Below are 23,921 nucleotides of genomic sequence, written 5' to 3'. Positions count from 1 at the left end.
CGTGACCGAGCCGCACGCCGACATCCAGGCCCCCGGCCTGCAACTGGGGGAAGCGCCGCCGCGCATCCCCGTCACGCTGGAGGGGGCGCTGGCGGCCGTCGCCATGGCCGCCCTGGCGCTGATCACCTTCGCCAACGTGCTGGTGCGCTACTTTACCAGCATCTCCTTCGCTTTTACCGAGGAGTACTCGGTCGCCCTCATGGTGGTGCTCGCCTTCCTCGGCACCGCCGCCGCCTTCGGGGCGGACCGCCACATCCGCATGACCTTCTTCACCGAGCGCCTGCCGCGCCACGCCGCGCAGCGGATCGAGATCGGGCTGCTCCTCGTCTCGCTTGTCCTCTTCGGCCTGATCGGCTGGCTTGGCGCCCTCTACACCTGGGACGAGTACCGCTTCGAATCCCTCTCGCCCGGCCTCGGCGTGCCGCAGTGGCTCTACACAGTCTGGATGCCGGTGCTGTCGGTGGTCATCGTGCTCCGCATCGTCGGACGCATGATCCGGGTGGCGCGCGCGCCGTGATCCTCGAAGGCTCGGCGATCCTGCTGCTGGCCTTCTTCGGCCTGCTCTTCCTGGGCGCCCCGATTGGGGTGGCGCTCGGGGCCGCCGGCATCCTCGTCATCGGGGTCGAGGGCCTGGGCGTCATGGCCCTCCCCACGAATGTCTGGACGGGAATTGCGAAATACCCGCTCCTCGCCCTGCCGATGTTCGTCCTGGCCGGCATGGTGTTCGAGCGGTCGGGCGTCGCGAAGCGGCTGGTGGACTTTGCCGCCGCCCTCGTCGGGCCGCGTCGCGGCGGGCTGGCGATCGTCGCGGTGCTCGTCTGCATGGTGCTCGGCGGCATCTCCGGATCGGGCGCCGCCGACGCCGCCGCCGTGGTGGCGGTGATGCTGCCGCCGATGCTGCGGCAGGGTTATCCCCGGCCCTACACCGCCTCCCTCGTCGCGGCCGCCGGCTCCACGGCGGTGCTCATCCCGCCCTCCATTCCCTTCATCGTCTACGCCGTGCTGGTGCCGGGCGTCTCCGTGCCGGCGCTGTTCATTGGCGGGATGGTGCCGGGGGTGCTGGCCGGCCTGTCGCTGCTGCTGCCCGCCGTCTGGCTGGCCCGGCGCGGCGACTTCGGCCTGCCTGCACCGGGAGAGGTCCGCATCCCCCTCTGGCAAGCCTTCAAGGGCGCGATCTGGGGCTTGGCGGCCCCGGTCGTGATCCTCGGCGGCCTCCGCTCCGGCGCCTTCACACCGACCGAGGCCGCCGTGGTCGCCGTCTTCTACGGCCTCTTCGTCGGCCTCGTGATCTACCGAACCCTCTCCTGGCGCGACATCTACGCGGTGCTGCGCGATTCGGCCGAGGTCTCGGCCGTCGTCCTCATCATCATCGCGCTCGCCACCATCTTCGCCCATGCCGGCAGCACGCTCGGTGCCTTCGATGCCCTGGCGCGCTCCCTCATCGGCCTGACGGACAACGGCACCATCATGCTGTTGATGATCACGGTCATCATCCTGATCGCCGGGATGCTGATCGACGCGATCTCCATCTTCCTCGTCTTCCTGCCGATCCTCCTGCCCATCGCGGCCGCTTTCCACTGGGACCTGACCTGGTTCGGCATCATCCTGACGATGAACGTCGCGATCGGTGCCTTCACCCCGCCGATGGCGGTGAACCTGATGGTCACCTGCAAGGTGGCCGGCTGCTCCATGGAATCCACGATTCCCTGGGTGCTGTGGTTCGTCGCCGCGATGACCGGGGCGCTGCTGCTGGTGACCTTCGTGCCGGAACTCGCCCTCTTCCTGCCCCGGCTGACCGGCGCGATGTAGGGCGGGACCTCGCCCAGCCGCCAGCCTGCCCAAGCGGCAGGCCATCTGCCCAACACCGCGCCAGCCGACCGTTGCGCAGCCGTCCGCTCCCGCGTTCCACCATGGCACGCTTCTCGCACCCGTGATCGCCGGACCGGGCTGGCGCGGGGGGAACCGCGGGCGCGCCGGGCCAACCGAATGCAGGACGGAACCTCCATGACGATCAACCTCACCCGCCGCGCCGCGCTGGCCGGCCTGGGTGGCGCGCTGGCCCTGCCGGCGATCCGCCCTTCCTTCGCCCAGGCCGCCCCGATCAAGGTCGGCGTCCTCCACTCCCTCTCCGGCACCATGGCGATCAGCGAGACGGCGCTGCGCGACACGGTCCTGATGATGGTCGAGTGGGCGAATGCCCGCGGCGGCGTGCTCGGCCGGCGCCTGGAGGCCGTGGTCGTGGACCCCGCCTCCAACTGGCCCCTCTTCGCCGAGAAGGCGCGGGAGCTCCTGGCGGTCGCGAAGGTGGACGTGACCTTCGGCTGCTGGACCTCCGTTTCCCGCAAGTCCGTCCTGCCGGTCTTCGAGGAGCTGAACGGCCTCCTCTTCTACCCCGTCCAGTATGAGGGCGAGGAGCAGTCCCGCAACGTCTTCTACACCGGCGCCGCCCCGAACCAGCAGGCGATCCCGGCGGTGGAGTACCTGATGGGCGCCGATGGCGGCGACGCGAAGCGCATCGCCCTCCTCGGCACCGACTACGTCTATCCCCGCACCACCAACCGCATCCTGCGCGCCTACCTGAACAGCAAGGGCATCAGCGACGCGGATATCATGGAGGAGTACACGCCCTTCGGTCACTCCGACTGGCAGGGCATCGTCTCCCGCGTGAAGCGCTTCGCCGGCGAGGGCAAGCGCACCGCCATCGTCTCCACCATCAACGGCGACGCGAACGTTCCCTTCTACCGCGAGCTCGGCAACCAGGGCATCAAGGCCGAGGACATCCCCTCCGTCGCCTTCTCGGTCGGTGAGGAAGAGCTGGCCGGCATCGACACCCGCCCGCTGGTCGGCCATCTGGCCGCCTGGAACTACTTCATGTCCGTCCCCGGCACGCCCAATGACGAGTTCAAGGCGATGTGGCGCGCCTACATCAAGAACGACCGCCGCGTGACGAACGACCCGATGGAGGCCACCTACACCGGCTTCCGCATGTGGACCCAGGCCGTCGCCCAGGCCGGCACCACCGCGGTCGATCAGGTGCGGGAGGCGATGTACGGCCAGAAGGTGATGGCGCCCTGCGGCTACGAGGAGGAGATGCGCCGCAACCACCACCTCACCAAGCCCGTCATGATCGGTGAGGTGCAGGCCGACGGCCAGTTCAACATCGTCTACAAGACGCCGAACGCCATCGCGGCCGAGAACTGGTCGCCCTTCATCCCCGAGAACGCGTCGCGCCGCGGCTGACGTTCGGATCCAAGGCCGGGGGAGTGAACTCCCCCGGTCCCCCTCCTTCTTTGATCAGGCTGCCGCGTTCCATCGGCAGAAGTGGGCCGCGGCAGCCTGATGAAAGTAGATGAGGGATCTGGGGAGGCGAAGGCACTGCTTGAGCCATTCTCCCCAGCCTTTTCTCGTCATCACGACAGATCAGGATCGATGCACGTCCTCATGAAACGCGTCCTGCTTCTGATGCTTCTCCTGCTGGCCCATCCCGCGATGGCCCAGGACGCCTACATCGCTGCGCTGCCCGGCCTCGCCGGTGGCTTTAACACGGTGGCGGAATCCGTGGATCGCCTCGGCGCCTCCGGTGACCCGCGTGCCCTGCCGCTGCTGCGGGCGCTGAACGACGGCCGCCTGACCCGGCGCGGCGAGACGATCATCCTGCCCGGCAACCTGGACGCCGCGACCGGCACTGCGACGGACGCCGCGGGCGCGGAGCCCATCCGCATCAACAACCGCGTCCGCGTCGCGCTGCGCGGCGCGCTCGGCCGGCTGCAACTCGTCTCCACTGATCCCGCGGAGCGACGCACCGCCGCGGAGTCGGTCTTCCGCTCCCGCTCCGCCGAGAACATCCCGGCGCTGGAAGCCGCCATCGCGCGGGAATCCCTCCCGGGCATCCGCGCCCGGCAGGAACTCGCCCTTGCCGCCTCCCGCCTCGTCGCCGAGGACGCCGCGGTGAAGCGGCAAGGCATCGCGGCCCTGGGCGAAGCCTCCTCCGAAGACGCACGCGCCCTGCTGCTGGAAGCCCGCGCCATCAACGCCGCCCTGGCCGGAGAAATCGACGCGGCCGTTGCCTCCATCGACAGCCGCCTCGCCTTCAAGCGCGCGGCGGAGACGCTCTTCCAGGGCCTCTCCCTCGGCTCCGTCCTGCTGCTCGCCGCGCTGGGCCTGGCCGTCACCTTCGGCGTCATGGGCGTGATCAACATGGCGCATGGCGAGTTCGTCATGCTCGGCGCCTACGCCACGTACCTCGTCCAGGAAGCCTGCCGCGGCATTCCGGCGCTCGCGCCCTGGTCGCTCCCCCTCTCCGTCCCCGCCGCCTTCCTCGTCGCCGCGGCGGCCGGCGCCATCCTGGAACGCGGGCTGATCCGCCACCTCTACGGCCGCCCGCTGGAAACCCTGCTGATGACCTTCGGCGTCGGCATGATCCTGCAGCAGGCCGTTCGCCTGGCCTTCGGCGCCCAGAACCGCGAGGTTCTCTCCCCCGCCTGGATGCAGGGCACGCTGGAACTGCCTGGCGGCATCCTCATCACCCAGAACCGGCTCTGGGTGATCGTCTTCTCGCTGCTGGTGCTCGGCCTGACGGTGGCCGCCATCCGCTTCACCCGCTTCGGGCTGGAGATGCGGGCGGTGGTGCAGAACCGCCGCACCGCCGCCACCATGGGCATCCGCACCGGCCGGGTGGACGCGCTGACCTTCGCCTTCGGATCGGGCATCGCCGGCATGGCGGGGGTGGCGCTGAGCCAGATCGACAACGTCTCCCCCAACCTTGGCACCGGCTACATCATCGACAGCTTCATGGTCGTGGTCTTCGGCGGCGTCGGGTCGCTGGCGGGCACGCTGGTCGGCGCGCTCGGCCTGGGCGTGCTGAACAAGGTGATCGAGCCATGGGCCGGCGCGGTCTTGGCCAAGGTCGCGGTCCTGGTCATCATCATGCTCTTCATCCAGCGTCGCCCGCGCGGCCTCTTCGCCCTCAAGGGGCGGGCGGCCGAGGCATGAGCGACATCGCCGCCCCCGCGCCCGCCTCGCGCCTTCCCAATTCCCGCGCCCTGCTGCGCGCGGGGATCATCGTCGCGATCGCGCTGCTGGCCCTCCTGCCGATCCTGAACCGCCTGCCGGCCGACAGTGCCTTCTACGTGTCGGACTTCACCGTCTCCGTGACGGGCAAGTGGATCTGCTACGGCATCCTCGCGCTCGCGATCGACCTCGCCTGGGGCTATGCCGGCATCCTCTCCCTCGGTCACGGCGCCTTCTTCACGCTCGGCGGCTACTGCATCGGCATGCACCTGATGCGGCTGATCGGCCCGCGCGGCGTCTACGGGCACCCGGTCCTGCCGGACTTCATGGTCTTCCTCGGCTATCGGGAGCTGCCCTGGTACTGGTTGGGCTTCGACCACTTCCCCTTCGCGCTGCTGATGGCGCTGCTGGTGCCGGGGTTGCTGGCCGGGATCGTCGGCTACCTCTCCTTTCGCAGCCGCATCACCGGCGTCTACTTCTCCATCATCACCCAGGCGATGACCTACGCCCTGATGCTTGCCTTCTTCCGCAACGACATGGGCTTCGGCGGCAACAACGGCTTCACCGACTTCAAGGAGCTGCTGGGCGTTCCCCTGAACACCCCCAACGCCCGCGCGATGCTCTTTTACGCGGCGCTGGCCGCGCTCGGCGGCTCCCTGGTCCTCTGCCGCTATGTCGTCGGCACGAAGCTCGGCCGCGTGCTGGTCGCGGTCCGGGATGCCGAGAGCCGGGTGCGCTTCCTCGGCTACTCGGTGACCTCCTTCAAGCTGACGGCCTTCGTGCTCTCCGCCGTGCTGGCGGGGCTGGCCGGGGCGCTCTACGTGCCGCTGGTCGGCATCATCAATCCCGGCGAGTTCTCCCCCGGCAACTCGATCGAGGCGGTGGTCTGGGTGGCCGTCGGCGGCCGCGGCACGCTGGTCGGCGCGATCCTCGGCGCCTTCTCGGTCAACGCGCTGAAGACCTGGCTCACCTCCTTCGCGCCGGACTTCTGGCTCTTCGCGCTCGGCGGCCTCTTCGTGGTCGTGACCATCCTCCTGCCGCGCGGCCTGATCGGCCTTCTCCAGGGACGCCGCAAGTGAGCGCCAATGCAGCCAAGGGGCCGACCCTCTACCTCGACGGCGTCTCGGTGGTCTTCGACGGCTTCCGGGCGCTGAACAACTTGTCCCTGGTGGTGGACCCGGGGGAGCTGCGGGCGGTGATCGGCCCGAACGGCGCGGGCAAGACGACGATGATGGACGTCATCACCGGCAAGACCCGCCCGACCGTCGGCACGGTCCGCTTCGGCGATCACGACCTGACGAAGCTGGACGAGGCGCGGATCGCCAATCTCGGCATCGGCCGCAAGTTCCAGAAGCCGACGGTCTTCGACGCCCTCACGGTGTTCGAGAACCTGGAGCTCGCCCTGAAGGCCCCGCGCGATCCCCTCTCCTGCCTCCGCTGGATGCTGGGCGACGCCTCCCGCAAGCGGATCGAGGGCGTGATGGAGGAGGTCGGCCTCACCGCCCGCGCCGCCGACCCGGCGGGCATCCTCTCTCACGGGCAGCGGCAATGGCTGGAGATCGGGATGCTGCTGATGCAGGACCCCGACCTGCTGCTGGTGGACGAGCCGGTCGCCGGCATGACCGACCAGGAGACCGAGCACACCGCCGCCCTGCTCCGCCGTATCGCCGGCACCCGGAGCGTGGTGGTGGTGGAACACGACCTGGAGTTCGTCCGCGCGCTGAACAGCAAGGTGACGGTCCTGCACGAGGGCACGCTGCTGTCCGAAGGGTCGATCGACACCGTGCAGAACGACCAGCGCGTCATCGAAGTGTATCTGGGGCGCTGAACCGATGTTGAGAGCCACCGGCCTCCGCCTCTCCTACGGCGCCAGCCTCTGCCTTCGCGGCGTGAGCCTGGCGGCCGATCCCGGGAAGATCACCTGCGTCCTCGGCCGCAATGGCGTCGGCAAGTCGTCGCTGATGCGCTCGATCATGGGGGTGGAGCGCGTCTCGGACGGCCGGATCGAGTGGGAGGGACGTGACATCGTCGGCCTCTCCTCCGCCGACCGGGCGCGTGCCGGCATCGGCTACGTGCCCCAGGGCCGCGAGATCTTCCCCTTCCTGACCGTGCAGGAGAACCTGGAGACGGCGCTCGCCGCCGCCCCGCGCGGCAGCAAGGTGTCGTCGGAGATCTTCGATCTCTTCCCGATCCTGCGGCAGTTCCTGCGCCGCCGCGGCGGCGACCTCTCGGGCGGGCAGCAGCAGCAGCTCGCCATCGCACGCGCGCTGACGGCCCGCCCGCGCCTGCTGATCCTCGACGAGCCGACCGAGGGCATCCAGCCCTCCGTCATCAAGGACATCGCCCGCGTCATCCGGCACCTGGCGAAGGACCGCGGCATGGCCGTGGTGTTGGTGGAGCAGTATTTCGAGTTCGCCCGCGACCTGGCCGACCGCATCGCCGTGATGGTCCGCGGCGAGGTGGCGCTGGAGGGCGAGGCGGGCGCCCTGGACGAGGACGCCGTCCGCCGCCTGCTCACCGTCTGAACCGATGCGGGGGTCCGGGGGGCCATAGGCTCCCCGGCGGAGGGTCGGGGAGGCAGAGCCTCCCGGGGGCTACGCCGTCACCCGCTCAACCCGCGGCCCTGCCGCGAACTGCGGCATGTCGAGCGACGCGACCTCCCGCACGATCTTGCGGCGCACCGCGCCCTCGAAGGCGTCGAAGCCCTCGGCCACCACCAGGAAGGCGCCGGGGCCGGCGATCACCTCGTCGCGGTAATACTCCTCCAGCGGGATGCTGACCGGGGAGATCGGCGCGCGGTCCAGCACCGCGAGGCCGTTCATTACCACCCCGGCCTCCAGCAGCCGGTCACGCACCGACTCCACCCGCCAGCCCGCGTTGTTCGGCCCGTCGCCGGAGATGTCGAGCACGCGGCGCGTTCCCTCGAAGCGCGTGCCGTAGAGCTCCAGCGCGTGCAGCATGGCGCCGGAGATGGAGGTGTAGTTGCCCGGCAGGCGCGGCGCCGCGTCGATCGCCTCGGCGAAGCGGCTGGCGGCGGCGGGTCCGTCGATCCGCGTCCAGGGCACGATCTCCCGCTGGTCGTCGGCGTCGGACCAGGTGAACAACGTGCAGGCGACCGCGCCGACCTCCCCGCCGGAGATCGCGCGGATGAGCGCGGGATCGCGGAAGGCGGCCGCGTAGCCGCGCATCTGCATCTCGTGCTCCTCGGCATCGATGGAACGGCTGACATCCACGGCCAGGACCAGCTCCACGTCGACCGGCTCGGGCGCTTCGGCCCGTAGGATGTTGGGGGTGCAGAGCACCCCGGCGCCGGCAAGGCGCAGCAGTTCGCGTCGTCGCATCGGACCCGTCCGTCAGGATTGGGCCGCGGACCGGCAGTTATTCGGCCCCGGTCGTCGCCGGGTTTGTGCAGTGCAGCATGAACCGGGATCGGGCGGCGTGCCAAGGCGTCTTGCGCATTTCCCGAAGATGTCAGTGCCGTGCGGCGCGGGCCGCTCAGGCCCGCAGCCGCAGCAGGCTCACGCAGGCGCCCAGTGCCGCCAGACACGCCCCGATGGTCAGCGCCGTGGTCGGCCCGCCGACCGGCATTCCCGGCATCCAGGACAGGACCAGCCCGACCAGCGCCGCTCCCATCGTCTGTCCGAGCAGCCGCGCCGTGCTGAGCATCCCGCTGGCCCCGCCCGCCCGGTCCGGCGGCGCGGCACCGACCAGCGTGCGGTTGTTCGGCGTCTGGAACAGGCCGAAGCCCGCGCCGCAAAGGGCCATGCGCCAGACGATGTCGAAGGGCTGCGGGTGCTCGGGCAGGAAGGCGAGCAGGCCGAGCCCCGTGCTCATCGCCGCCAGCCCGATCCCGCCGAGCAGCCCGGCCGGGATCCGCTCCACCAGCCGCCCGCCGATGGGGGCACAGGCGGCGGTCGCCAGGAACCAGGGCGTGGTCAGCAGCCCCGATTGTATGGCCGAGAAGCCGAATCCCGTCTGCAACAGGAAGGGCAGGGACGCGAAGGCCAGCATCTGCGCCATGAAGCTGCAGATCGAGGTCGCGATGGACAGGGCGAAGATCGGGATGGCCAGCAGGTCCACCGGCAGCAGCGGCCGGCGGCGCCCGATCTGCCGCCGCACGAGCCAGGCCCCGGCGATCGCCGCCCCCAGCCACTGCGCCCCAACGGTGACCGCCGATTGCCCATGCGCCACCCCATCCAGCCCGAGGATCAGCAACCCGAAGGTGGAGGCCGAGAGGAAGGCGCTCAGCACGTCGAAGCGCTCCCCGGCGCGCGGGCTCTCGGGCAGGTTGCGCCAGCCAAGCAGCAGCGCGGCGATCCCGAAGGGCACATTCACCGCGAAAATCCAGGGCCAGTCCGCCACGCTGAGGATCAGCCCCGCCACGGTCGGTCCCGATGCGGCGGCGGTCGAGACCACCATGGCGTTGAAGCCCAACCCCCGCCCCAGCCGCGCCCGTGGCTGTATGAACCGGACGAGCGCGGAGTTGATGCTCATCAGCCCCGCCGCCCCGAAGCCCTGCATGGCCCGCGCGATGACGAGGGTCTCGAAGCTGTGCGCCATGGAACAGGCTAGGGAGGAGAGGGTGAACACCACCAGCCCCGCGAGGTAGATCCGGCGGTAGGTGACGATCTCCCCCAACGCCGCCAGCGGCAGCAGGCTGACCGTCACGGCCAGCTGGTAGGCGTTGGTGGCCCAGATGGCGGTCGCCGGCGGCACGTTCAGCGTGCGGGCGATGGTCGGCAGCGCCGCGCCGGCGATGGTGCCGTCCATGACGGCCATGACGATGGCCAGGGCCACGGCGATGGTGGCCCAGGTCCGGCGCGGGGTGGGAAGGCCGTCCTCGTAGATCTCTCTGGAAGGGATGATCGCGATCCTTACCCGCGCAGCGCCACGTCGGCCCGCCGGCCGCCGCTGATCCGCAGCAACTCTCCTGGCGTGGAGGCGAAGACATGCCGCGGGCTGCCGGCGGCGGCCCAGATCCGGTCATGGGCGAAAAGGTCCTTGTCCACCAGCACCACCGGCAGGGTCTGGTGACCCAGCGGAGCGACCCCGCCGATGGCGAAGCCGGTCACTGCGCGGACCCAGGCCCCCTCCGCCCGGCCGATCTTCAACCCGGTCAGGGCGGCGACCTTCGCCGTGTCCACCTGGTTGGCGCCGCTCGCGATCACCAGCACCGGCCGCTCCCCAGCCCGGAAGACGACGGACTTCGCGATCTGGGCGACCGTGCAGCCCACCGCCGCCGCGGCGTCCGCGGCGGAGCGCGTCCCCTCCGGGAAGGCCTCGACCGCGTCGGGGTGGCCGGCGGCGCGCAGGGCGGCCCGAACCCGCTCGACCGAGCCGCCCTCGGCCGCCATGGGTGGGACGGAGACGTCGCTCATGACCATATGCTCTCCGTGACCGAGACCCTGACCGCGCTCACCCGACCTCCGATCGTCGCCCCCGGCCCGCAGGCAACCCCGATGCCAGACCCGATGGCAGACCGGGCCGCCGAGCCGCTCGCCCTCTACATCCACTGGCCCTTCTGCGCGGCCAAGTGCCCGTACTGCGATTTCAATTCCCATGTGCGGGAGCGGGTGGACGCCGCCGCCCATGCCCGCGCCCTGCTGACGGAGCTGGAATCCGAGGCCGCCCGCGCCGGCCGCCGCCGCCTTGCCTCGATCTTCTTCGGCGGCGGCACCCCCTCGCTCATGCCGCCCGAGGGGGTGGCGGACCTCATCGCCCGCGCTCGCGCCCTCTTCGTCGCCGACTCCGGGCTGGAGATCACCCTGGAGGCCAACCCGACCTCCGTGGAGGCCGGACGCCTGCGCGCCTTCCGGGAGGCCGGGGTGAACCGCCTCTCCCTCGGCGTGCAGGCACTCGACGCGGCAGCGCTCGGCTTTCTCGGCCGCAACCACTCGGCCGGCGAGGCGGTGGCGGCGCTGGAGCACGCCCGCGCCACCTTCCCCCACCTCTCCTTCGACCTCATCTACGCCCGCCCCGGCCAGTCCGAGGCCGAATGGCGCGCCGAGCTGCGCCGCGCCCTGTCGCTCGCGGCCGACCACCTCTCGCTCTATCAGCTCACGGTCGAGCCGGGGACGCGCTTCGCGACCGAGCACGCCCGCGGCGCCTTCCACCTTCCCGAGGGCGAGGAGGCCGCCGCCCTCTACGCCGCCACGGCCGAGGAGGCCGCCCGCTTCGGCCTGCGGCCCTACGAGGTGAGCAACTACGCGAAGCCCGGGGCGGAGAGCCGCCACAACCTCGCCTACTGGCGCTACGGCGACTACCTCGGCATCGGTGCGGGCGCGCACCAGCGGCTGACGCTGGACGGGCAGGTCCTCGCCGCCCGCCGCCACCGCGCCCCGGAGATCTGGCTGGAGCGCGTGCAGCGCGACGGCCACGCCCGCGTGGAGGAGACGGCGCTCACCCCCGTGGAGCGCGGCCGGGAGGCGATGCTGATGGGCCTGCGCCTGTCCGAGGGCGTGGCCCCCGCCCGCATCACCGCCCGCAGCGGCCTGCCCTGGGAGGAGGTGGTGGACCCGCCGATGCTCGAGGCCCTGGCAGAGGAGGGCTACCTCGAATGGCTCCCGGAGGGCAGGCTCGCCGCGACGCAAGCGGGGCGGCTGCGCCTCGACGCGCTCCTGCCCGTGCTGCTGCGCTGACGGGCTTCACCCCACCGGCGGCACCGGATTGGCGCCGCGGAACTCGCGCGCCGCGAGCAGCGCGCGCCGCAGCGCCTTCGGGGTCTGCCGGCCCACCAGGTCCGCGTAGTCGCCGGCCTCCGGCGTGCGGCGGAGGAAGACGCGGTAATGCGCGTCCACATCCTCCCGCGTCAGCGGTGCGTCATCGTCGAAATGCGTCTTCCGGTAGTTCGCCAGGAAGGGCGCCAGTTTCTTCTCGCGGTACCGGCCATAGCCATCGCGGCGATGCGCGAGGATGGCGCCGACCTGCGTCTCCAGCCCCTCCGCCAGCCGGAAGTCCGGCCCCTCCTTCCACGCCATGCGATCATAGCCCATGGACTGGAACCGCTCGTCGCGGAAGGACGCGCCCTGGGCGCCGATGTAGCGGCCGAAGCAGACATCGGTCATTACGCGTGCGATCCCCAGTGCCGCGCATCCCAGCGACTTCACCGCATCCTGGGACGAGAAGTTGATCGCGACCGGCAGGCTCTCCATCCAGCGGAAGACCGCAAGGTGGTCACGATAGGTGTAGTCCGTGGGCTCCAGGATCGCGTCATAGGGCGCGAGCCAGTCTCGCAGCCGCCGCCAGGGCTCGCGCCGCAGCCCGAAGGCCCAGTGGTGCTGCAGTGGCACAAGGTAGCATTCCGGCCCCGGCGCCTCCGCCTTGTGGTCGCCATAGGCCGCGAAGTAGCCGATGCGCGGATCGGCCTCCGCCAGCCGCGCCATCTCCTCCATGATGCGGAGGTAGTCCGGGCCGAGTTCCAGATCGTCCTCGAGGAAATAGGCGTACTCCGCGTCCAGCGCCTCGAAGGCCAGCGCCTCCCCGCGCCGGATGTTGCGGGACACGCCGAGGTTGGCGCGCGCCGCGGCCACCTGCCCCTGCGGGAAGACCTCGCGGAAGGCGGCGATGGAGGCGGCGACCGCCGCATCCTCCGCATAGCGCACGCCGGTGCGCGGCGACACGGCGCCGTCCTGCACGAGGAAGACGCGGCGCGGATCCACCGTCACGCCGTTCTGGCGGAGAAGGGAGGTACAGACGCGGAGGAGGTAGTCCGGCCGGTTGAACGCGAAGAGGATGACCGGCCGCTCCAGCACGGGCGCCGCGCGGCCCGTGCGCGCGGCAGGCGCCGCCAATCCTCCGCTCATCCGGTCCCGGCCTCCGTCTCGGTGGTCCCTTGCCCTAGGGCCCGCGCGGCCCGGTTGCAACCGGCGGGCCGCGGTCGCGCGGGCGGTGCGTCAGCCCGCCCGGTCCAGGGAGAGCGCGTGCGCATAAACCTGCCGTCGCGGCAGGCCCGTGGCCGCGGCGACGAGCGCCGCCGCGTCGCGCAGCGAGTGCCCCGCCGCCAGCGCCGCGCGCAGCCGCGAATCGAGCTCCGCCTCGCCCGCCGGCGCCGCCTCCCCGGCGGGGCCGACGACGACGACGATCTCGCCGCGCGCGGGATGCGCGGCGTAGTGGGCGGCGAGCTCCGGCAGACCCGCGCGGCGCACCTCCTCGAACCGCTTCGTGAGCTCCCGCGCCACGGCCGCCGGACGGTCGCCGAACCCCTCGGCCAGCGCCGCCAGGCACTCCGCCAGCCGGTGCGGCGCCTCGAAGAACACCATCGTCGCGGAAAGCCCCGCGCCTTCCGCCGCGCGCAGCCGAGCGATCTCCGTCGCGCGCGCGGCGGCTTTCGGCGGCAGGAAGCCGACGAAGAGGAAGGGCTGCGGCGGCAGGCCCGACAGGGTCAGCGCCATGACCGCCGCGTTCGGTCCCGGCACGGCGGAGACCGGCAGCCCCTCCGCCATCGCGGCCCGGGCCAGGCGGTAGCCGGGATCGCTCACCAGCGGCGTCCCGGCATCGGACACCAGCGCCAGCCGCTGCCCCGCCCGCAGCCGCTCGATCAGCCGCGGCGTCTCCGCGCCCTCGTTGTGGTCGTGCAGCGCGACGAGCGGCGCGGCGATCCCGTGGCGCGCCAGCAGCGGCGCCGTCACCCGCGTGTCCTCGCACAGCACGGCATCCGCCGCGCGCAAGGTCACGACCGCGCGGGGTGACAGGTCCCCCAGGTTGCCGATGGGGGTGGCGACCAGCCATAAACCCGGGGCAACAGCGGCCGGTCCAGCGGCCGCGGCCCCGAGGGGAGTTTCGCGTGACGTCCCATCCTGCTCCGTATCCCCCTCCGACGCGTCCTCATCCGGCAAGGCCTGCCCTCCGTCCTGTCGCCGCGTTGCTCGCGTCCGTCGCGCTCATGGGGCTCGCCGCCTGCGCCCCGCAAGTGGCGACGCGTCCCACCATCACCGGCGGCGCCTTCGTCCGGACGCTCGCCCCTCTGCCGCCGGAGCGGCCGCGAACCCAGGTCGCGGTGCTGCTGCCCATGACCGGCGCCCAGGCACCGCTCGGCCAGTCCATGCTGAACGCGACGACCCTCGCCCTGTTCGATGCCGGCAGCCCCGAGGTGGAACTCGTCCCGCGGGACACCGGCGGCACCGCGAGCGGCGCCTCCGAGGCCGCCCGCGCGGCCCTGTCCGAGGGGGCCCGCGTGGTGGTCGGCCCGCTGACCGGCGCCGAGACGGGCGCCGCCGCCGGCCAGGCCCGCGGCGCGAGCGTGCCCGTCCTCGCCTTCACGAATGATGCGCAGCAGGCCGGTGGCGGCGTCTGGGCGCTCGGCGTCACGCCAGCGCAGCAGGTGCGGCGCCTCATCGTGGCCGCGCGGACCGCCGGCATCACGCGGGTCGCCCTCGCCGGGCCGGAGGGCCCCTTCGCCCGACAGCTCTCCTCGGCGCTCACCGGCGCCATGGTGGATGCCGGCCTGCCGCCGCCGATCGTCGTCACCTACCCCGCCCGCAGCTCCCGCGCTGCCGCCGCACGGCAGCTCAAGACCGAGGCCGGAGAGGAGGGGATCGGCCTGCTCATCCTCGCCGAGAGCGGGTCGCAGGCGCGGGAGATGGCCGCCGCCCTCTCCGCCGCCGGCTTGCCCGTGCCGCCGCTGCGCCTCGCCGGCCACGCGCTCTGGGTGACGGACACCGCGCTCGGCAGCGAACCCGCCCTCGCGGGCGCCTGGATCCCCGGCCCCGACGCCCTCGCCCGCGCGGGCTTCGAGAGCCGCTACGCCGCCGCCTTCGGGGAGCGCCCGCCGCGCCTCGCCGCCACCGCCTATGACGCCGCGGCCCTCGCCATCCGCGGCGTGCGCGGCGGCCCGCCCGGCGCCCCGGCCCGCCTGCCGGTCGGCGAGACGGTGCAGGGCGCGGACGGCGCGCTGCAGCTCCTGCCGAATGGCGGGGTGCTGCGCGCCCTCGCGGTCTACGCGCTGGAGCCGGGCAGCGAGCCGCGCCTGGTGGAGCCCGCCGTCCTGCCGGGCGCCGCCGGCTCCTGATCCGTCGCTGAGGAAAGGGCGGCGTGCGCCTGCCATGGCCGCGCCCGCCCTGGGCCCCGTTCCTCCGGGCCTCCCTGCTGATCGGCGGGGTGCCGTCCCTGGCGCTCCTGCTCCTGATGCTCCTGGGCTACGCCGATCCGGGACCGGCCGCTCTGGCCCTGCTCCTGGTCGTCACGGCCTCCACGACCCTCGCCCGGATCTGGCTCGGCACCCTCGCGCAACTCGCCGCCGACCTGCGCCACGCCGCGGAGGGGGCCGTCCCCTCCCTGCCCCGCGTCCCGCTCCTTCCCTCCGCCGCCCTCGTCGCGGAGGCCGCCGCGCGCCTTGCCCGCAGCCTGGCGGAGCGGGAGGCGCTGGTGGAGCGGCTGCGCCGCGCCGACAGCGCGATCGTGGAGGCGCTGCCCGATCCCCTCCTCGTCCTCGGCGCGGACCGGAGCCCGCTGCGCGCCAACGCCGCCGCCCGGCGATTCTTCGGGGAGGCGGGGGACGCCGCCGACACCGCCGCTTTCCTGCGCCATCCCGGCATCGCCGGCGCCGTGGACCGGGCGCTGGCCGAACGGGCGCCGCAGACCGCGGAGGCGGTCCTGCCCGTGCCGGTGGCGCGGGACCTGTCCACCCACGTCATCCCGCTGGACCCGCCGCTGGCGGATGGCGGACGGCTGCTGATCGTCCTTGCCGACCGCACCCAGGCCCGCGCCGCCGAACGGATGCGCGCCGACTTCGTGGCGAATGCGAGCCACGAGCTGCGCACCCCCCTCTCCTCCATCATCGGCTTCGTCGAGACGCTGCGCGGCCCGGCGGCCGGCGACCCGGAGGCGGGGGCGCGCTTCCTCGGCATCATCGCCGAGCAGGCGGAGCGGATGCGGCGGCTCATCGAGGACCTGCTCGGCCTTTCCCGGATCGAGATGACCGAGCACCAGGCCCCGGGCGGGGAGGCCCGGCTCGACGAGCTGGCGCGGGCCGAGGCCGCCGCGATGGCCCCGATCCTCGCCACGCGGAACGCTTCCCTCGCCCTCGACCTCTCGCCCGCGATCGTGACGCCGGCCGATCCGGGCCAGCTCGCCCAGGTGCTCCGGAACCTCCTGGAGAACGCCGTCCGGCACGGGCGGGAGCGCGGGCAGATCGGCCTGTCCGTCGCCGTCCTCGCGGCCCCGCGGGACGGGCTGGCGCCCGGCGTGCTGCTGCGCGTGACCGATGACGGGCCGGGCATCGCGCGCGAGCACATCCCGCGCCTGACCGAGCGCTTCTACCGCGTGGATGCCGGCCGCAGCCGCGCGGCGGGCGGCACGGGGCTGGGGCTGGCGATCGTGAAGCACATCGTCAGCCATCACCGCGGCCAGCTGCTGATCGACAGCGCGCCCGGGGAGGGCACGACCTTTCGGGTCTGGCTGCCGGGCCATGCCGCGTCCAGCAGCCCGGCCGCTCAACCGGCGGTGGGACCTGCCACCTTGTCCGGGTAGTTGCAGGCCTGGATGGCGGGGCAGTGCCAGCACTCGGGACGGCGCGCCTTGCAGACGTAACGGCCGTGCAGGATCAGCCAGTGGTGGGCGTCGCGCAGAAGCTCCGGCGGGCAGCGCCGCACCAGCCCGTCCTCCACCTCCCGCGGGGTCTTGCCGGGGGCCAGGCCGGTGCGGTTGCCGATGCGGAAGATGTGGGTGTCCACCGCCATGGCGTTCTCGCCGAAGGCGACGTTCAGCACGACATTCGCGGTCTTGCGCCCCACGCCGGGCAGCGCCTCGAGCGACTCCCGGTCGGAGGGGACCTGGCCCGCATGCCGCTCCACCAGCAGCGCGGCCAGGGCCGCGACGTTCTTCGCCTTCGCCTGCCAGAGCCCGAGCCGGCGGATATGCGGCGCGATCCCCTCCGCCCCCAGCGCCGCCATCGCCGCGGCATCCGGCGCGACGGCAAAGAGGGTTGCGGTCGCCTTGTTGACCGCCAGATCGGTCGTCTGGGCCGAGAGCACCACCGCGACCAGCAGGGTGAAAGGATCGGCGAAATCCAGCTCCGGCTGCGGCGACGGGTTGGCGGCGGCCAGCGCGCGGATGAAGGCCTCCGCCTGGGCGGTGGACATGCGGCGGGCGCGGCGCGGGGCGCGGGCGGTCCCGTGCAGAGGAGGGCGCGGCTTGGCGGGCAGGGTCACGAGGTCATGAACACGGGCGGACTCGCCCAGAGAGAGCAGGGTAACATCTCAGGGCGATGACGGCAGGCCCCACCCTCTTCGAGGCGATCACCAGTCCCCGGCAATCCTGGCATGCCGGCGGCTTCGGGGTCGTCGTGCTGCTCCTGCTGATCGGCTCGGGATCGGTGACGACGGTGTTCTGGCTCCTGGGCGCCTGGCCCGTGGCCGGCTTCATGGGCGTCGAGGTCCTGCTCGTCGTCTCCCTGCTGCTGGCGCACCGGCGCTGGTCCAGCCGGGCGGCGGAACACATCCTCCTGCGCGACGGGCGGGTGCGGGTGGTGCGAACGGATGGGCGCGGGCGGCGCGAGGCGGCGGAATTCGAGGCCTACTGGGCGGAGGCCGCGCTGCTGTCCCGCCCCGGCCGAATCAGCGAGGGCCGTCTCTCCAGCCGCGGCCGCTCCGTCGAGATCGGGCGATTCCTCCCGGAGGCCGAGAAGGCCGACCTCGTTCGGGCCCTCACGCAGGCCCTGCGCGATCACCGGTCTCCGCGCTTCGACAACCCTCAGCTCGACCCCTGACGGAACCGGTCACCCGGGACCGTTCACTCCGGCGGCGCGAGTGACTTGATAAGGTCGAAGACGCGCTTGCGGACCGCCGGCTCGTTGATGCGGTAGTAGGCGCGCACCAGCTCCAGCGTCTCGCGGCGGTGCAGCGTATCGTCCTCGAAGCCTTCCTGCTGCTCGGCGAGGCCGCTCGCGAGGCGCGAACGAAATCCGGCCGAGCCGCCGAGGCTGTCCGGCATGTCGTCGAAGAAGAACCCGATCGGCACGTCCAGCACGCGGGCGAGGTCGAAGAGGCGGCTCGCGCCGATGCGGTTCACGCCGCGCTCGTACTTCTGGACCTGCTGGAAGGTCAGGCCGAGCGCCTCGCCGAGCTTCTCCTGGCTCAACCCGAGAAGGGTGCGTCGAAGCCGAACCCGGGTCCCGACATGCACATCGATGGGGCTCGGGCGGTGCTCCCGCTCGGTGCGCTCCAGCGCCTCGTCACTCGACATCGGCGCCACTCCTCCATTCATGGCATGGGGCTGCGGCGTGCCTCCTGCGCGCCGACCAATCCGCGCATCCTGCACGGGATAAGCCGGACCCCGTTGATAGCATGTAAAACCTGCCGGCCCGGTAAGGATTTGTCAACTCTTTCGAGAATTCCACTTAATAAGACGAGTCTGTGGGGGCGCGACCTAAGGAACTCTCAACGACGGAGTCGCGCGATACGAGCCCCACGCCGCCCCCCCGAGGAACAATCCCGTCAGGACGAGCGGGATGAGGAGACCGAACCGCGAGAAGGGCGTCGGCGCCCCGGCTGCCGGCAAGGGGGAGAGGGCGACGCCCGTCTCCCCGAGCGGCAGGCGAGCGGTCTCGCGGCCCCGGGAGTCGAAGCCGGCGGAGATGCCGGTCTGGGCGGCCCGCAGCATCGGCAGCCCCTCCTCCACCGCCCGCATCCGGGCGGTGGCCAGATGCTGGTGCGGACCGGCGGAGATGCCGAACCAGGCATCGTTGGTGATGTTCAGCAGCCACCCCGGGCGCGTGTCTCCCACGACCTGCCCGGAGAAGATGACCTCGTAGCAGATCAGCGGGCCGGCCGGCGGCAGCCCGGGCAGCGGCAGAGCCGTCGGCCCCGGCCCGGCGCCGAAATCCACCCCGGCCCGGATCACCCGGATGGGAAGCAGGCCGGCGAGCGGCATGTACTCGCCGAAGGGCACGAGGTGGAACTTGTCGAAGCGCCCGGCCACCGCCCCGTCCGGCGTGACGGCGACAAGGCTGTTGAACAGGCGCTGGGCGCGCCCGTCCGGTCCCCATTCCCCCCGCACCGTGCCGGCCAGCAGCAGGCCCTCGGGCGGCAGGGCCGCCGCGGCGATCCTCCGCGCTTCCGGATCGTCCGCGAGGAGGAAGGGGCTGGCCGTCTCCGGCCACACGATCACCGGGCGCGTGCCCGGCGCCTCGCGCGCCGCCGCCTCCACCCCCTGACGGCTGAGCTCGATGTAGCGGCGGAAGATCGGCCAGCGCGTGTCCTCCCGCCACTTGGCCTCCTGCGCGACGTTCCCCTGCACGAGGATCACGGTCGCCGGGAGCGGCGGCGGCTCCTCGGGCCAGAGGCGGGCGAGGCCGAAGGCACCGAATCCGAGAAGGATGGCCACCCCCCCGGCCATGGCGCGGCGGCCGAGCAGGGGCGTCACGGCCAGCCAGACCGTCACCAGGGACAGGCCGTGCACGCCGATCCAGGCGGCGCCCTGCACCGGCAGCGCCCCGAAGGCCCAGACCGTGCCCATGAGGTTCCAGGGAAAGCCCGTGAAGGCCCAGCCGCGGACGAATTCCGCCAGCACCCAGCCGCCGGCCAGGGCCAGGGCCCGCGGCCAGCCCGGCCGCGCCCACCAGGCGATGACCGCCGCGATGATCGTGTAGGCTCCCATCCACAGCGCCAGCAGCGGCACGGCGAGGGGGACGAACCACCAGAGCCGCTCCGCCTCGGTCAGGATGGAGTGGGTGATCCAGTAGAGGCCGGCGACGTGGCTTCCCCAGCCGAAGGCCCATCCGATCACCGCCGCCCGTTTCCAGCTCCCGGCCTTGCCGAGCAGGATCAGCAGGCCGGAGAAGGAGACCAGCAGCACGGGGATCGCGTGCACGGGCGGCATGGCGAGGGCCGTCAGGGCGCCGAGACCGAAGGCGGTGACCAGGGCGCGCCAGCCCGCCTGGCCTTCCAGGTGGCGGATGAACCGCTGCATGGGCGTGGTCCTACTCGGCGGCGCGCGCCGGCGCCTCGCCGGGGGCGGGAGCGGCGTCCGGGGGGGCCGGGCGGCGGACGCGCAGCCGCCGGATCCGGCGGGGATCGCTGTCCAGCACCCGGAACTCCAGGCCTGAGGGGTGGGAGATGAGCTCGCCGCGGGCCGGGACCCGGCCCGCGAGGGTGAAGACGAGGCCGCCGACCGTGTCGATGTCCTGGGTCCGCTCCTCCGCCGTCAGCACCTCGCCGAGACGGGCCTCGAAGGCCGCGACCGGCATCCGGGCATCCAGGTCCAGCGTGCCGTCGGGCCGCTCGGTGATCTGCGGCGGGGCGTCCTCGTCGTGCTCGTCCGAGATGTCGCCGACGATCGTCTCGACGAGGTCCTCGATCGTGACCAGCCCGTCGATGCCGCCGTACTCGTCCACCACCAGGGCCATGTGGGTCCGGCTCTCCCGCATCTGCAGCAGCAGGTCGAGCACCGGCACCTGCGGCACGACGAAGAGGAGACGGCGGAGGATCGCCTGGATGTCGAAGGGCCCGTCGGTGCCGACCGCGGCGAAGACGTCCTTGATGTGGACCATGCCGAGGATGTCGTCGAGGTTCTCCCGGTAGACGGGGAAGCGGGAGTGGCCCTCGCGCTGGATGAGGCGGATCGCCTCCTCCAGCGACAGGTTCGCCGGCATGGCGACGATGTCGGCGCGGGGGATCATCACGTCCACCGCCGTCTTGTCCCGCAGGCGCAGGACGTTGCCGAGGATCGTCCGCTCCTGCGGGTCGAGCGCGTGCTCCTCGGCGGAATCCGGGTTCTCGTCCCCCTCGACGAGCGCCTCCACCTGATCGCGGACGCTCTCGGCCTCCTTCTTCCGGAGGAAGCCCTGGAAGCGCCAGAGGATGCCCTGGCGGTCGGCCGCGGAGGTGCGCTCGCTCATGCGACGCCCCGCCAGGGGTTGGGCAGGGCCAGCCGGCGCATGATCCGCGCCTCCGCCCGCTCCATCCGCCGCGCCTCCCCGGCACGCAGGTGGTCATGGCCGGCCAGGTGCAGGACACCATGGGCCACGAGGTGGGAGAGATGCGCCATCACCGGGCGTCCGGCTGCCCGCGCCTCCCGCCGCACCGTGCCGAGGGCGAGGGCGACATCCCCGAGGAAGCCGGGATGGTCCGCGGGGAAGGAGAGGACGTTGGTCGGCTTCGCCTTCCCGCGGTGATCCGTGTTCAGGCGACGCACCTCGCGGTCGTCGGTCAGGAGAAGGGTCACGGCGCCCTCCAGCCCGGATTCCGCACAGGCGGCCAGGGCGGCGCGGCGCGCCACCTCCTCCACGCGCGGCACGGCGGATCGCCACGCGGCGTCCGCCAGCACGATCTCGATGTCAGGCCCGGCATCGTCCCCGATGCCGGGCGGGCGACTGCCCACCGCCGCCTTACTCCCTCGTGGCCCGCCGCGGCCGCTCGGCCGCATTCGCTGCGTCCGCCCGTCCATAAGCCTGGACGATCCGGCCGACCAGGGGGTGGCGGACGACGTCGGTCTCGGCGAAGCGGGTGATGCCGATGCCCTCCACCCCGTCGAGGATGGAGAGCGCCTCCACCAGCCCGGACTTCTGGCCCGGCGGCAGGTCCACCTGGGTCGGGTCGCCGGTGATGACCATGCGCGTCCCCTCCCCCATGCGGGTGAGGAACATCTTCATCTGCGCCGTGGTGGTGTTCTGCGCCTCATCCAGGATGGCGAAGCAGTGCGCCAGCGTCCGGCCGCGCATGAAGGCGAGCGGCGCGATCTCGATCTCGCCCGAGACGATGCGGCGGGCCACCTGCTCCGCCGGCATCATGTCGTGGAGCGCGTCGTAGAGCGGGCGGAGATAGGGGTCGACCTTCTCCTTCATGTCGCCGGGCAGGAAGCCCAGCCGCTCCCCCGCCTCCACCGCCGGCCGGGACAGGACGATGCGGTCCACCCGCCCGGCCTGGAGCAGCGCCACGCCCTGCGCCACCGCGAGATAGGTCTTGCCGGTGCCGGCCGGGCCGGTGCCGAAGACCATGTCCTGCGTCTGGAGCATGTCCATGTAGGCGGCCTGGGTCCGGGACCGCGGGGCGATGGCGCCCTTGCGGGTGCGGATCGCCGGCAGGTCCGCCAGGGGCAGGCGCGGGTCCGAGCCGTTCTCCGGCATGGGCGGACCGTCCGCCATGCGCAGCGCCGCCTCCACCTCCGCCATGCCGGTCGCGTCTCCTCTCTCCAGCCGCCGCCACAGGGCGCGCAGCACCGATTCCGCCAGCGCAGCCGACTCCGCCGTGCCGCCGATCGTCACCCGGTTCCCGCGCGAGGAGATCCGCACCCCCAATCGCTGCTCGACACGCGCGAGGTGCCGGTCATGTTCCCCGAAGAGAAGCGGCAGCAGCGCGTTGTCGTCGAAGCTGAGGGTGACGGTTCGGGCGGCCTCGCCCTGGGCCGGATAGGCCCGGGACGGAGGGATCGCGCGGAGGGTGATGCCCCCCGGCTGGGCGGCGAAGGTGTTCAAGCGGCGGCGGACTCCTCGTGCGCCAGGGTTGCGGAGAGAGAATTGGGGTGGGCGGCCGTCAAATGCATCGGCACGACATCGCCGGGCCGACCGGACCCGAGCGCATGGACGGGCTGGAGCCAGGGCGTGCGCCCGGCGATCTGGCCGGGGTGGCGCCCGGGGCCGGTCACCAGCACCTCCACCGTGCGGCCGACGCAGGAGCGGTTGAAGCCGTCCTGCTGCTCCCGCAGCAGCGCCTGGAGCGTCTGGAGCCGCGCATCCTTCTCCGCCTCCGGCACCACGCCGGGCTGGGACGCCGCCGGCGTGCCGGGCCGCGCGGAATACTTGAAGGAATAGGCACCGGCGAAGCCCACGCGCTCCACCAGCCGCATGGTCGCGTCGAAGTCGGCCGCCGTCTCGCCGGGATGGCCGACGATGAAGTCGGAGGTGAGCGCGAGGTCCGGCCGCGCCGCCCGCAGCCGGTCCGCCAGCCGCAGGTAGAGGTCGGCCTTGTGCCCCCGGTTCATCGCCGCCAGCACCCTGTCGGACCCGGACTGCACCGGCAGGTGCAGATAGGGCATCAGGGCCGGGATCTCCCCGTGGGCGGCGATGAGGTCGTCATCCATGTCGCGCGGGTGGCTCGTCGTGTAGCGCAGACGGGCAACGCCGGGGATGTCCGCCAGTTCGCGCAGCAGACGAGCGAGGCGCCAGGTGTTGCCCTCCGGCGACGCTCCTTGCCCCGTTCTCGGGGCCTCCCCGGCCCACGCATTCACGTTCTGCCCGAGCAGCGCGATCTCCCGCGCCCCGCCCGCCGCCAGCGCCCGCGCCTCGGCCAGAATGGCCGCCGCCGGCCGGGAGAACTCGGCGCCGCGCGTGTAGGGGACGACGCAGAAGGAGCAGAACTTGTCGCATCCCTCCTGGATCGTCAGGAAGGCGACCGGCCCCTGCGACGCGCGGGCCTCCGGCAGGTGGTCGAACTTGTCCTCGGCCGGGAAGTCGGTCTCGATCACCGCGCCGGCAGCGCGGCTGGCGCGGGCGACCATCTCCGGCAGGCGATGGTAGGTCTGCGGGCCGAGCACGATGTCCACCCAGGGGGCGCGGGCCGTGATCTCCGCCCCCTCCGCCTGGGCGACGCAGCCCGCCACCGCGATGATCGTCTCCTTGCCCCCGGCCTGGCGCTCCTTCTTCGTGTCGCGCAGCCGGCCGAGATCGGAGAAGACCTTCTCGCTCGCCTTCTCCCGGATGTGGCAGGTGTTGAGGATGACCATGTCGGCCTCCTCCGCCCGCTCCGTGGGCGCGTAGCCGAGGGGCGCCAGCAGCTCCGCCATGCGGGTGCTGTCATACACGTTCATCTGGCAGCCCCAGGTGCGGATCAGCAGCCGGCGGGGCGCGCGGGCAGACGCTGCGTGGGAATCGGCCGAGGCCGCGCCCGGAGCGGCAGGGGCCGCCGGGGCACCGGCCGGAACGGGGCCGGCGGAACGGGTCATGGAAGCAGGGATCCTCTCGCGCCGGGCGGGGTGACCCG

23 protein-coding genes are annotated in these 23,921 nt (G+C 72.5%); 11 read left to right on the top strand and 12 right to left on the bottom strand.

All coding sequences use genetic code 11. The features are described 5' to 3' along the window. The first annotated feature begins 1 nt into the window (after position 1). The 7 genes from ACP6CK_RS25130 (at position 2) to urtE (ending at position 7,535) form a co-directional block, all read left to right on the top strand. Positions 2-517 (top strand): TRAP transporter small permease, encoded by a 516-nt coding sequence (locus ACP6CK_RS25130; RefSeq protein WP_426956066.1) that lies wholly within the window; start codon positions 2-4, stop codon positions 515-517. Then, on the top strand, positions 514-1,809 hold the full coding sequence (locus tag ACP6CK_RS25125; RefSeq protein WP_426956065.1) for a TRAP transporter large permease: 1,296 nt from the start codon (positions 514-516) through the stop codon (positions 1,807-1,809). Before ACP6CK_RS25130 ends, ACP6CK_RS25125 begins: the two co-directional genes overlap by 4 nt. A 195-nt stretch (positions 1,810-2,004) precedes the next feature. Further along, a complete protein-coding gene (urtA, locus tag ACP6CK_RS25120) occupies positions 2,005-3,240 on the top strand; it encodes an urea ABC transporter substrate-binding protein (RefSeq protein ID WP_426956064.1) in 1,236 nt (411 codons plus the stop codon). 201 nt (positions 3,241-3,441) lie between these two features. Continuing rightward, positions 3,442-4,992: an urea ABC transporter permease subunit UrtB gene (gene urtB, locus ACP6CK_RS25115; protein WP_426956063.1), complete on the top strand. Its 1,551-nt coding sequence runs from the start codon at positions 3,442-3,444 to the stop codon at positions 4,990-4,992. Beyond that, positions 4,989-6,089, top strand: coding sequence for an urea ABC transporter permease subunit UrtC (gene urtC, locus ACP6CK_RS25110; RefSeq protein ID WP_426956062.1), 1,101 nt, complete (start codon positions 4,989-4,991; stop codon positions 6,087-6,089). The genes urtB and urtC overlap by 4 nt, the downstream gene beginning before the upstream one ends. Further along, on the top strand, positions 6,086-6,838 hold the full coding sequence (gene urtD, locus ACP6CK_RS25105) for an urea ABC transporter ATP-binding protein UrtD (RefSeq protein WP_426956061.1): 753 nt from the start codon (positions 6,086-6,088) through the stop codon (positions 6,836-6,838). Before urtC ends, urtD begins: the two co-directional genes overlap by 4 nt. A 4-nt stretch (positions 6,839-6,842) precedes the next feature. After that, positions 6,843-7,535 (top strand): urea ABC transporter ATP-binding subunit UrtE, encoded by a 693-nt coding sequence (gene urtE, locus ACP6CK_RS25100; protein WP_426956060.1) that lies wholly within the window; start codon positions 6,843-6,845, stop codon positions 7,533-7,535. A 69-nt stretch (positions 7,536-7,604) separates the two neighbouring features. On the opposite strand, the gene ACP6CK_RS25095 is transcribed toward urtE, so the two are convergent. The 3 genes from ACP6CK_RS25095 to ACP6CK_RS25085 form a co-directional block, all read right to left on the bottom strand. Then, a complete protein-coding gene (locus ACP6CK_RS25095) occupies positions 7,605-8,351 on the bottom strand; it encodes a DUF1194 domain-containing protein (protein ID WP_426956059.1) in 747 nt (248 codons plus the stop codon). Positions 8,352-8,505: 154 nt separating this feature from the next. After that, on the bottom strand, positions 8,506-9,807 hold the full coding sequence (locus ACP6CK_RS25090; protein ID WP_426956058.1) for an MFS transporter: 1,302 nt from the start codon (positions 9,805-9,807) through the stop codon (positions 8,506-8,508). A gap of 77 nt (positions 9,808-9,884) precedes the next feature. Continuing rightward, positions 9,885-10,388, bottom strand: a complete 504-nt coding sequence (locus ACP6CK_RS25085) for a YbaK/EbsC family protein (RefSeq protein WP_426956057.1) — start codon at positions 10,386-10,388, stop codon at positions 9,885-9,887. An 81-nt stretch (positions 10,389-10,469) separates the two neighbouring features. Here ACP6CK_RS25085 and hemW point away from each other — a divergent pair, with 81 nt between their 5' ends. Further along, entirely contained in the window at positions 10,470-11,648 is a 1,179-nt protein-coding gene (gene hemW, locus ACP6CK_RS25080; RefSeq protein ID WP_426959975.1) for a radical SAM family heme chaperone HemW, read from the top strand. Between the two features lie 6 nt (positions 11,649-11,654). Here the strand turns inward: hemW and ACP6CK_RS25075 are convergent, their stop codons facing one another. Both ACP6CK_RS25075 and rsmI read right to left on the bottom strand, forming a co-directional pair. After that, a complete protein-coding gene (locus ACP6CK_RS25075; protein ID WP_426956056.1) occupies positions 11,655-12,800 on the bottom strand; it encodes a glycosyltransferase in 1,146 nt (381 codons plus the stop codon). Between the two features lie 102 nt (positions 12,801-12,902). Next, entirely contained in the window at positions 12,903-13,844 is a 942-nt protein-coding gene (rsmI, locus tag ACP6CK_RS25070) for a 16S rRNA (cytidine(1402)-2'-O)-methyltransferase (RefSeq protein ID WP_426956055.1), read from the bottom strand. A gap of 26 nt (positions 13,845-13,870) precedes the next feature. Here rsmI and ACP6CK_RS25065 point away from each other — a divergent pair, with 26 nt between their 5' ends. Next, positions 13,871-15,016: a penicillin-binding protein activator gene (locus tag ACP6CK_RS25065; protein WP_426956054.1), complete on the top strand. Its 1,146-nt coding sequence runs from the start codon at positions 13,871-13,873 to the stop codon at positions 15,014-15,016. A 23-nt stretch (positions 15,017-15,039) separates the two neighbouring features. Further along, positions 15,040-16,476, top strand: coding sequence for an ATP-binding protein (locus ACP6CK_RS25060; protein WP_426956053.1), 1,437 nt, complete (start codon positions 15,040-15,042; stop codon positions 16,474-16,476). Here ACP6CK_RS25060 and nth read toward each other — a convergent pair. Further along, on the bottom strand, positions 16,440-17,087 hold the full coding sequence (gene nth / locus ACP6CK_RS25055; protein ID WP_426959974.1) for an endonuclease III: 648 nt from the start codon (positions 17,085-17,087) through the stop codon (positions 16,440-16,442). The genes ACP6CK_RS25060 and nth overlap by 37 nt on opposite strands. A 125-nt stretch (positions 17,088-17,212) precedes the next feature. Between nth and ACP6CK_RS25050 the strand changes: the two genes are divergently transcribed. Next, positions 17,213-17,713, top strand: coding sequence for a DUF2244 domain-containing protein (locus tag ACP6CK_RS25050; RefSeq protein ID WP_426956052.1), 501 nt, complete (start codon positions 17,213-17,215; stop codon positions 17,711-17,713). Between the two features lie 23 nt (positions 17,714-17,736). Here ACP6CK_RS25050 and ACP6CK_RS25045 read toward each other — a convergent pair whose 3' ends face one another. From ACP6CK_RS25045 to miaB, 6 genes are all read right to left on the bottom strand, one after another. Then, the gene (locus ACP6CK_RS25045; RefSeq protein WP_426956051.1) at positions 17,737-18,189 is read right to left on the bottom strand and encodes a helix-turn-helix domain-containing protein; all 453 of its coding nucleotides are present in this window, start codon (positions 18,187-18,189) and stop codon (positions 17,737-17,739) included. 183 nt (positions 18,190-18,372) lie between these two features. After that, complete coding sequence (gene lnt, locus ACP6CK_RS25040) at positions 18,373-19,914, bottom strand: apolipoprotein N-acyltransferase (protein ID WP_426956050.1); 1,542 nt, start codon at positions 19,912-19,914, stop codon at positions 18,373-18,375. Between the two features lie 10 nt (positions 19,915-19,924). After that, on the bottom strand, positions 19,925-20,842 hold the full coding sequence (locus tag ACP6CK_RS25035; protein ID WP_426956049.1) for a hemolysin family protein: 918 nt from the start codon (positions 20,840-20,842) through the stop codon (positions 19,925-19,927). Beyond that, positions 20,839-21,324 carry an rRNA maturation RNase YbeY gene (ybeY, locus tag ACP6CK_RS25030; RefSeq protein ID WP_426956048.1) on the bottom strand — a complete coding sequence of 162 codons (486 nt, stop codon included), beginning with the start codon at positions 21,322-21,324 and terminating at the stop codon, positions 20,839-20,841. The genes ACP6CK_RS25035 and ybeY overlap by 4 nt, the downstream gene beginning before the upstream one ends. 7 nt (positions 21,325-21,331) lie before the next feature. After that, positions 21,332-22,372 (bottom strand): PhoH family protein, encoded by a 1,041-nt coding sequence (locus ACP6CK_RS25025; protein ID WP_426959973.1) that lies wholly within the window; start codon positions 22,370-22,372, stop codon positions 21,332-21,334. A gap of 41 nt (positions 22,373-22,413) precedes the next feature. Next, complete coding sequence (gene miaB, locus ACP6CK_RS25020; RefSeq protein WP_426956047.1) at positions 22,414-23,883, bottom strand: tRNA (N6-isopentenyl adenosine(37)-C2)-methylthiotransferase MiaB; 1,470 nt, start codon at positions 23,881-23,883, stop codon at positions 22,414-22,416. Between the last annotated feature and the right edge of the window lie 38 nt (positions 23,884-23,921).

This window comes from Muricoccus radiodurans (assembly GCF_050154705.1).
Lineage (GTDB): Bacteria > Pseudomonadota > Alphaproteobacteria > Acetobacterales > Acetobacteraceae > Roseomonas > Roseomonas radiodurans.
Note: the sequence above shows the minus strand (reverse complement) of the source record. Positions and strands in the feature narration are given on the sequence as shown.

What these genes read in the sequence shown, in the direction of transcription:
- urtC (WP_426956062.1), top strand. Translation starts at nt 4,989, where the DNA reads ATGAGCGACATCGCCGCCCCCGCGCCCGCCTCGCGCCTTCCCAATTCC.
- ACP6CK_RS25045 (WP_426956051.1), bottom strand. Translation starts at nt 18,189, where the DNA reads ATGTCGAGTGACGAGGCGCTGGAGCGCACCGAGCGGGAGCACCGCCCG.
- ACP6CK_RS25085 (WP_426956057.1), bottom strand. Translation starts at nt 10,388, where the DNA reads ATGAGCGACGTCTCCGTCCCACCCATGGCGGCCGAGGGCGGCTCGGTC.
- urtA (WP_426956064.1), top strand. Translation starts at nt 2,005, where the DNA reads ATGACGATCAACCTCACCCGCCGCGCCGCGCTGGCCGGCCTGGGTGGC.
- urtB (WP_426956063.1), top strand. Translation starts at nt 3,442, where the DNA reads ATGAAACGCGTCCTGCTTCTGATGCTTCTCCTGCTGGCCCATCCCGCG.
- nth (WP_426959974.1), bottom strand. Translation starts at nt 17,087, where the DNA reads ATGTCCACCGCCCAGGCGGAGGCCTTCATCCGCGCGCTGGCCGCCGCC.
- hemW (WP_426959975.1), top strand. Translation starts at nt 10,470, where the DNA reads ATGCCAGACCCGATGGCAGACCGGGCCGCCGAGCCGCTCGCCCTCTAC.
- miaB (WP_426956047.1), bottom strand. Translation starts at nt 23,883, where the DNA reads ATGACCCGTTCCGCCGGCCCCGTTCCGGCCGGTGCCCCGGCGGCCCCT.
- urtE (WP_426956060.1), top strand. Translation starts at nt 6,843, where the DNA reads ATGTTGAGAGCCACCGGCCTCCGCCTCTCCTACGGCGCCAGCCTCTGC.
- ACP6CK_RS25050 (WP_426956052.1), top strand. Translation starts at nt 17,213, where the DNA reads ATGACGGCAGGCCCCACCCTCTTCGAGGCGATCACCAGTCCCCGGCAA.
- lnt (WP_426956050.1), bottom strand. Translation starts at nt 19,914, where the DNA reads ATGCAGCGGTTCATCCGCCACCTGGAAGGCCAGGCGGGCTGGCGCGCC.
- ACP6CK_RS25095 (WP_426956059.1), bottom strand. Translation starts at nt 8,351, where the DNA reads ATGCGACGACGCGAACTGCTGCGCCTTGCCGGCGCCGGGGTGCTCTGC.
- ACP6CK_RS25035 (WP_426956049.1), bottom strand. Translation starts at nt 20,842, where the DNA reads ATGAGCGAGCGCACCTCCGCGGCCGACCGCCAGGGCATCCTCTGGCGC.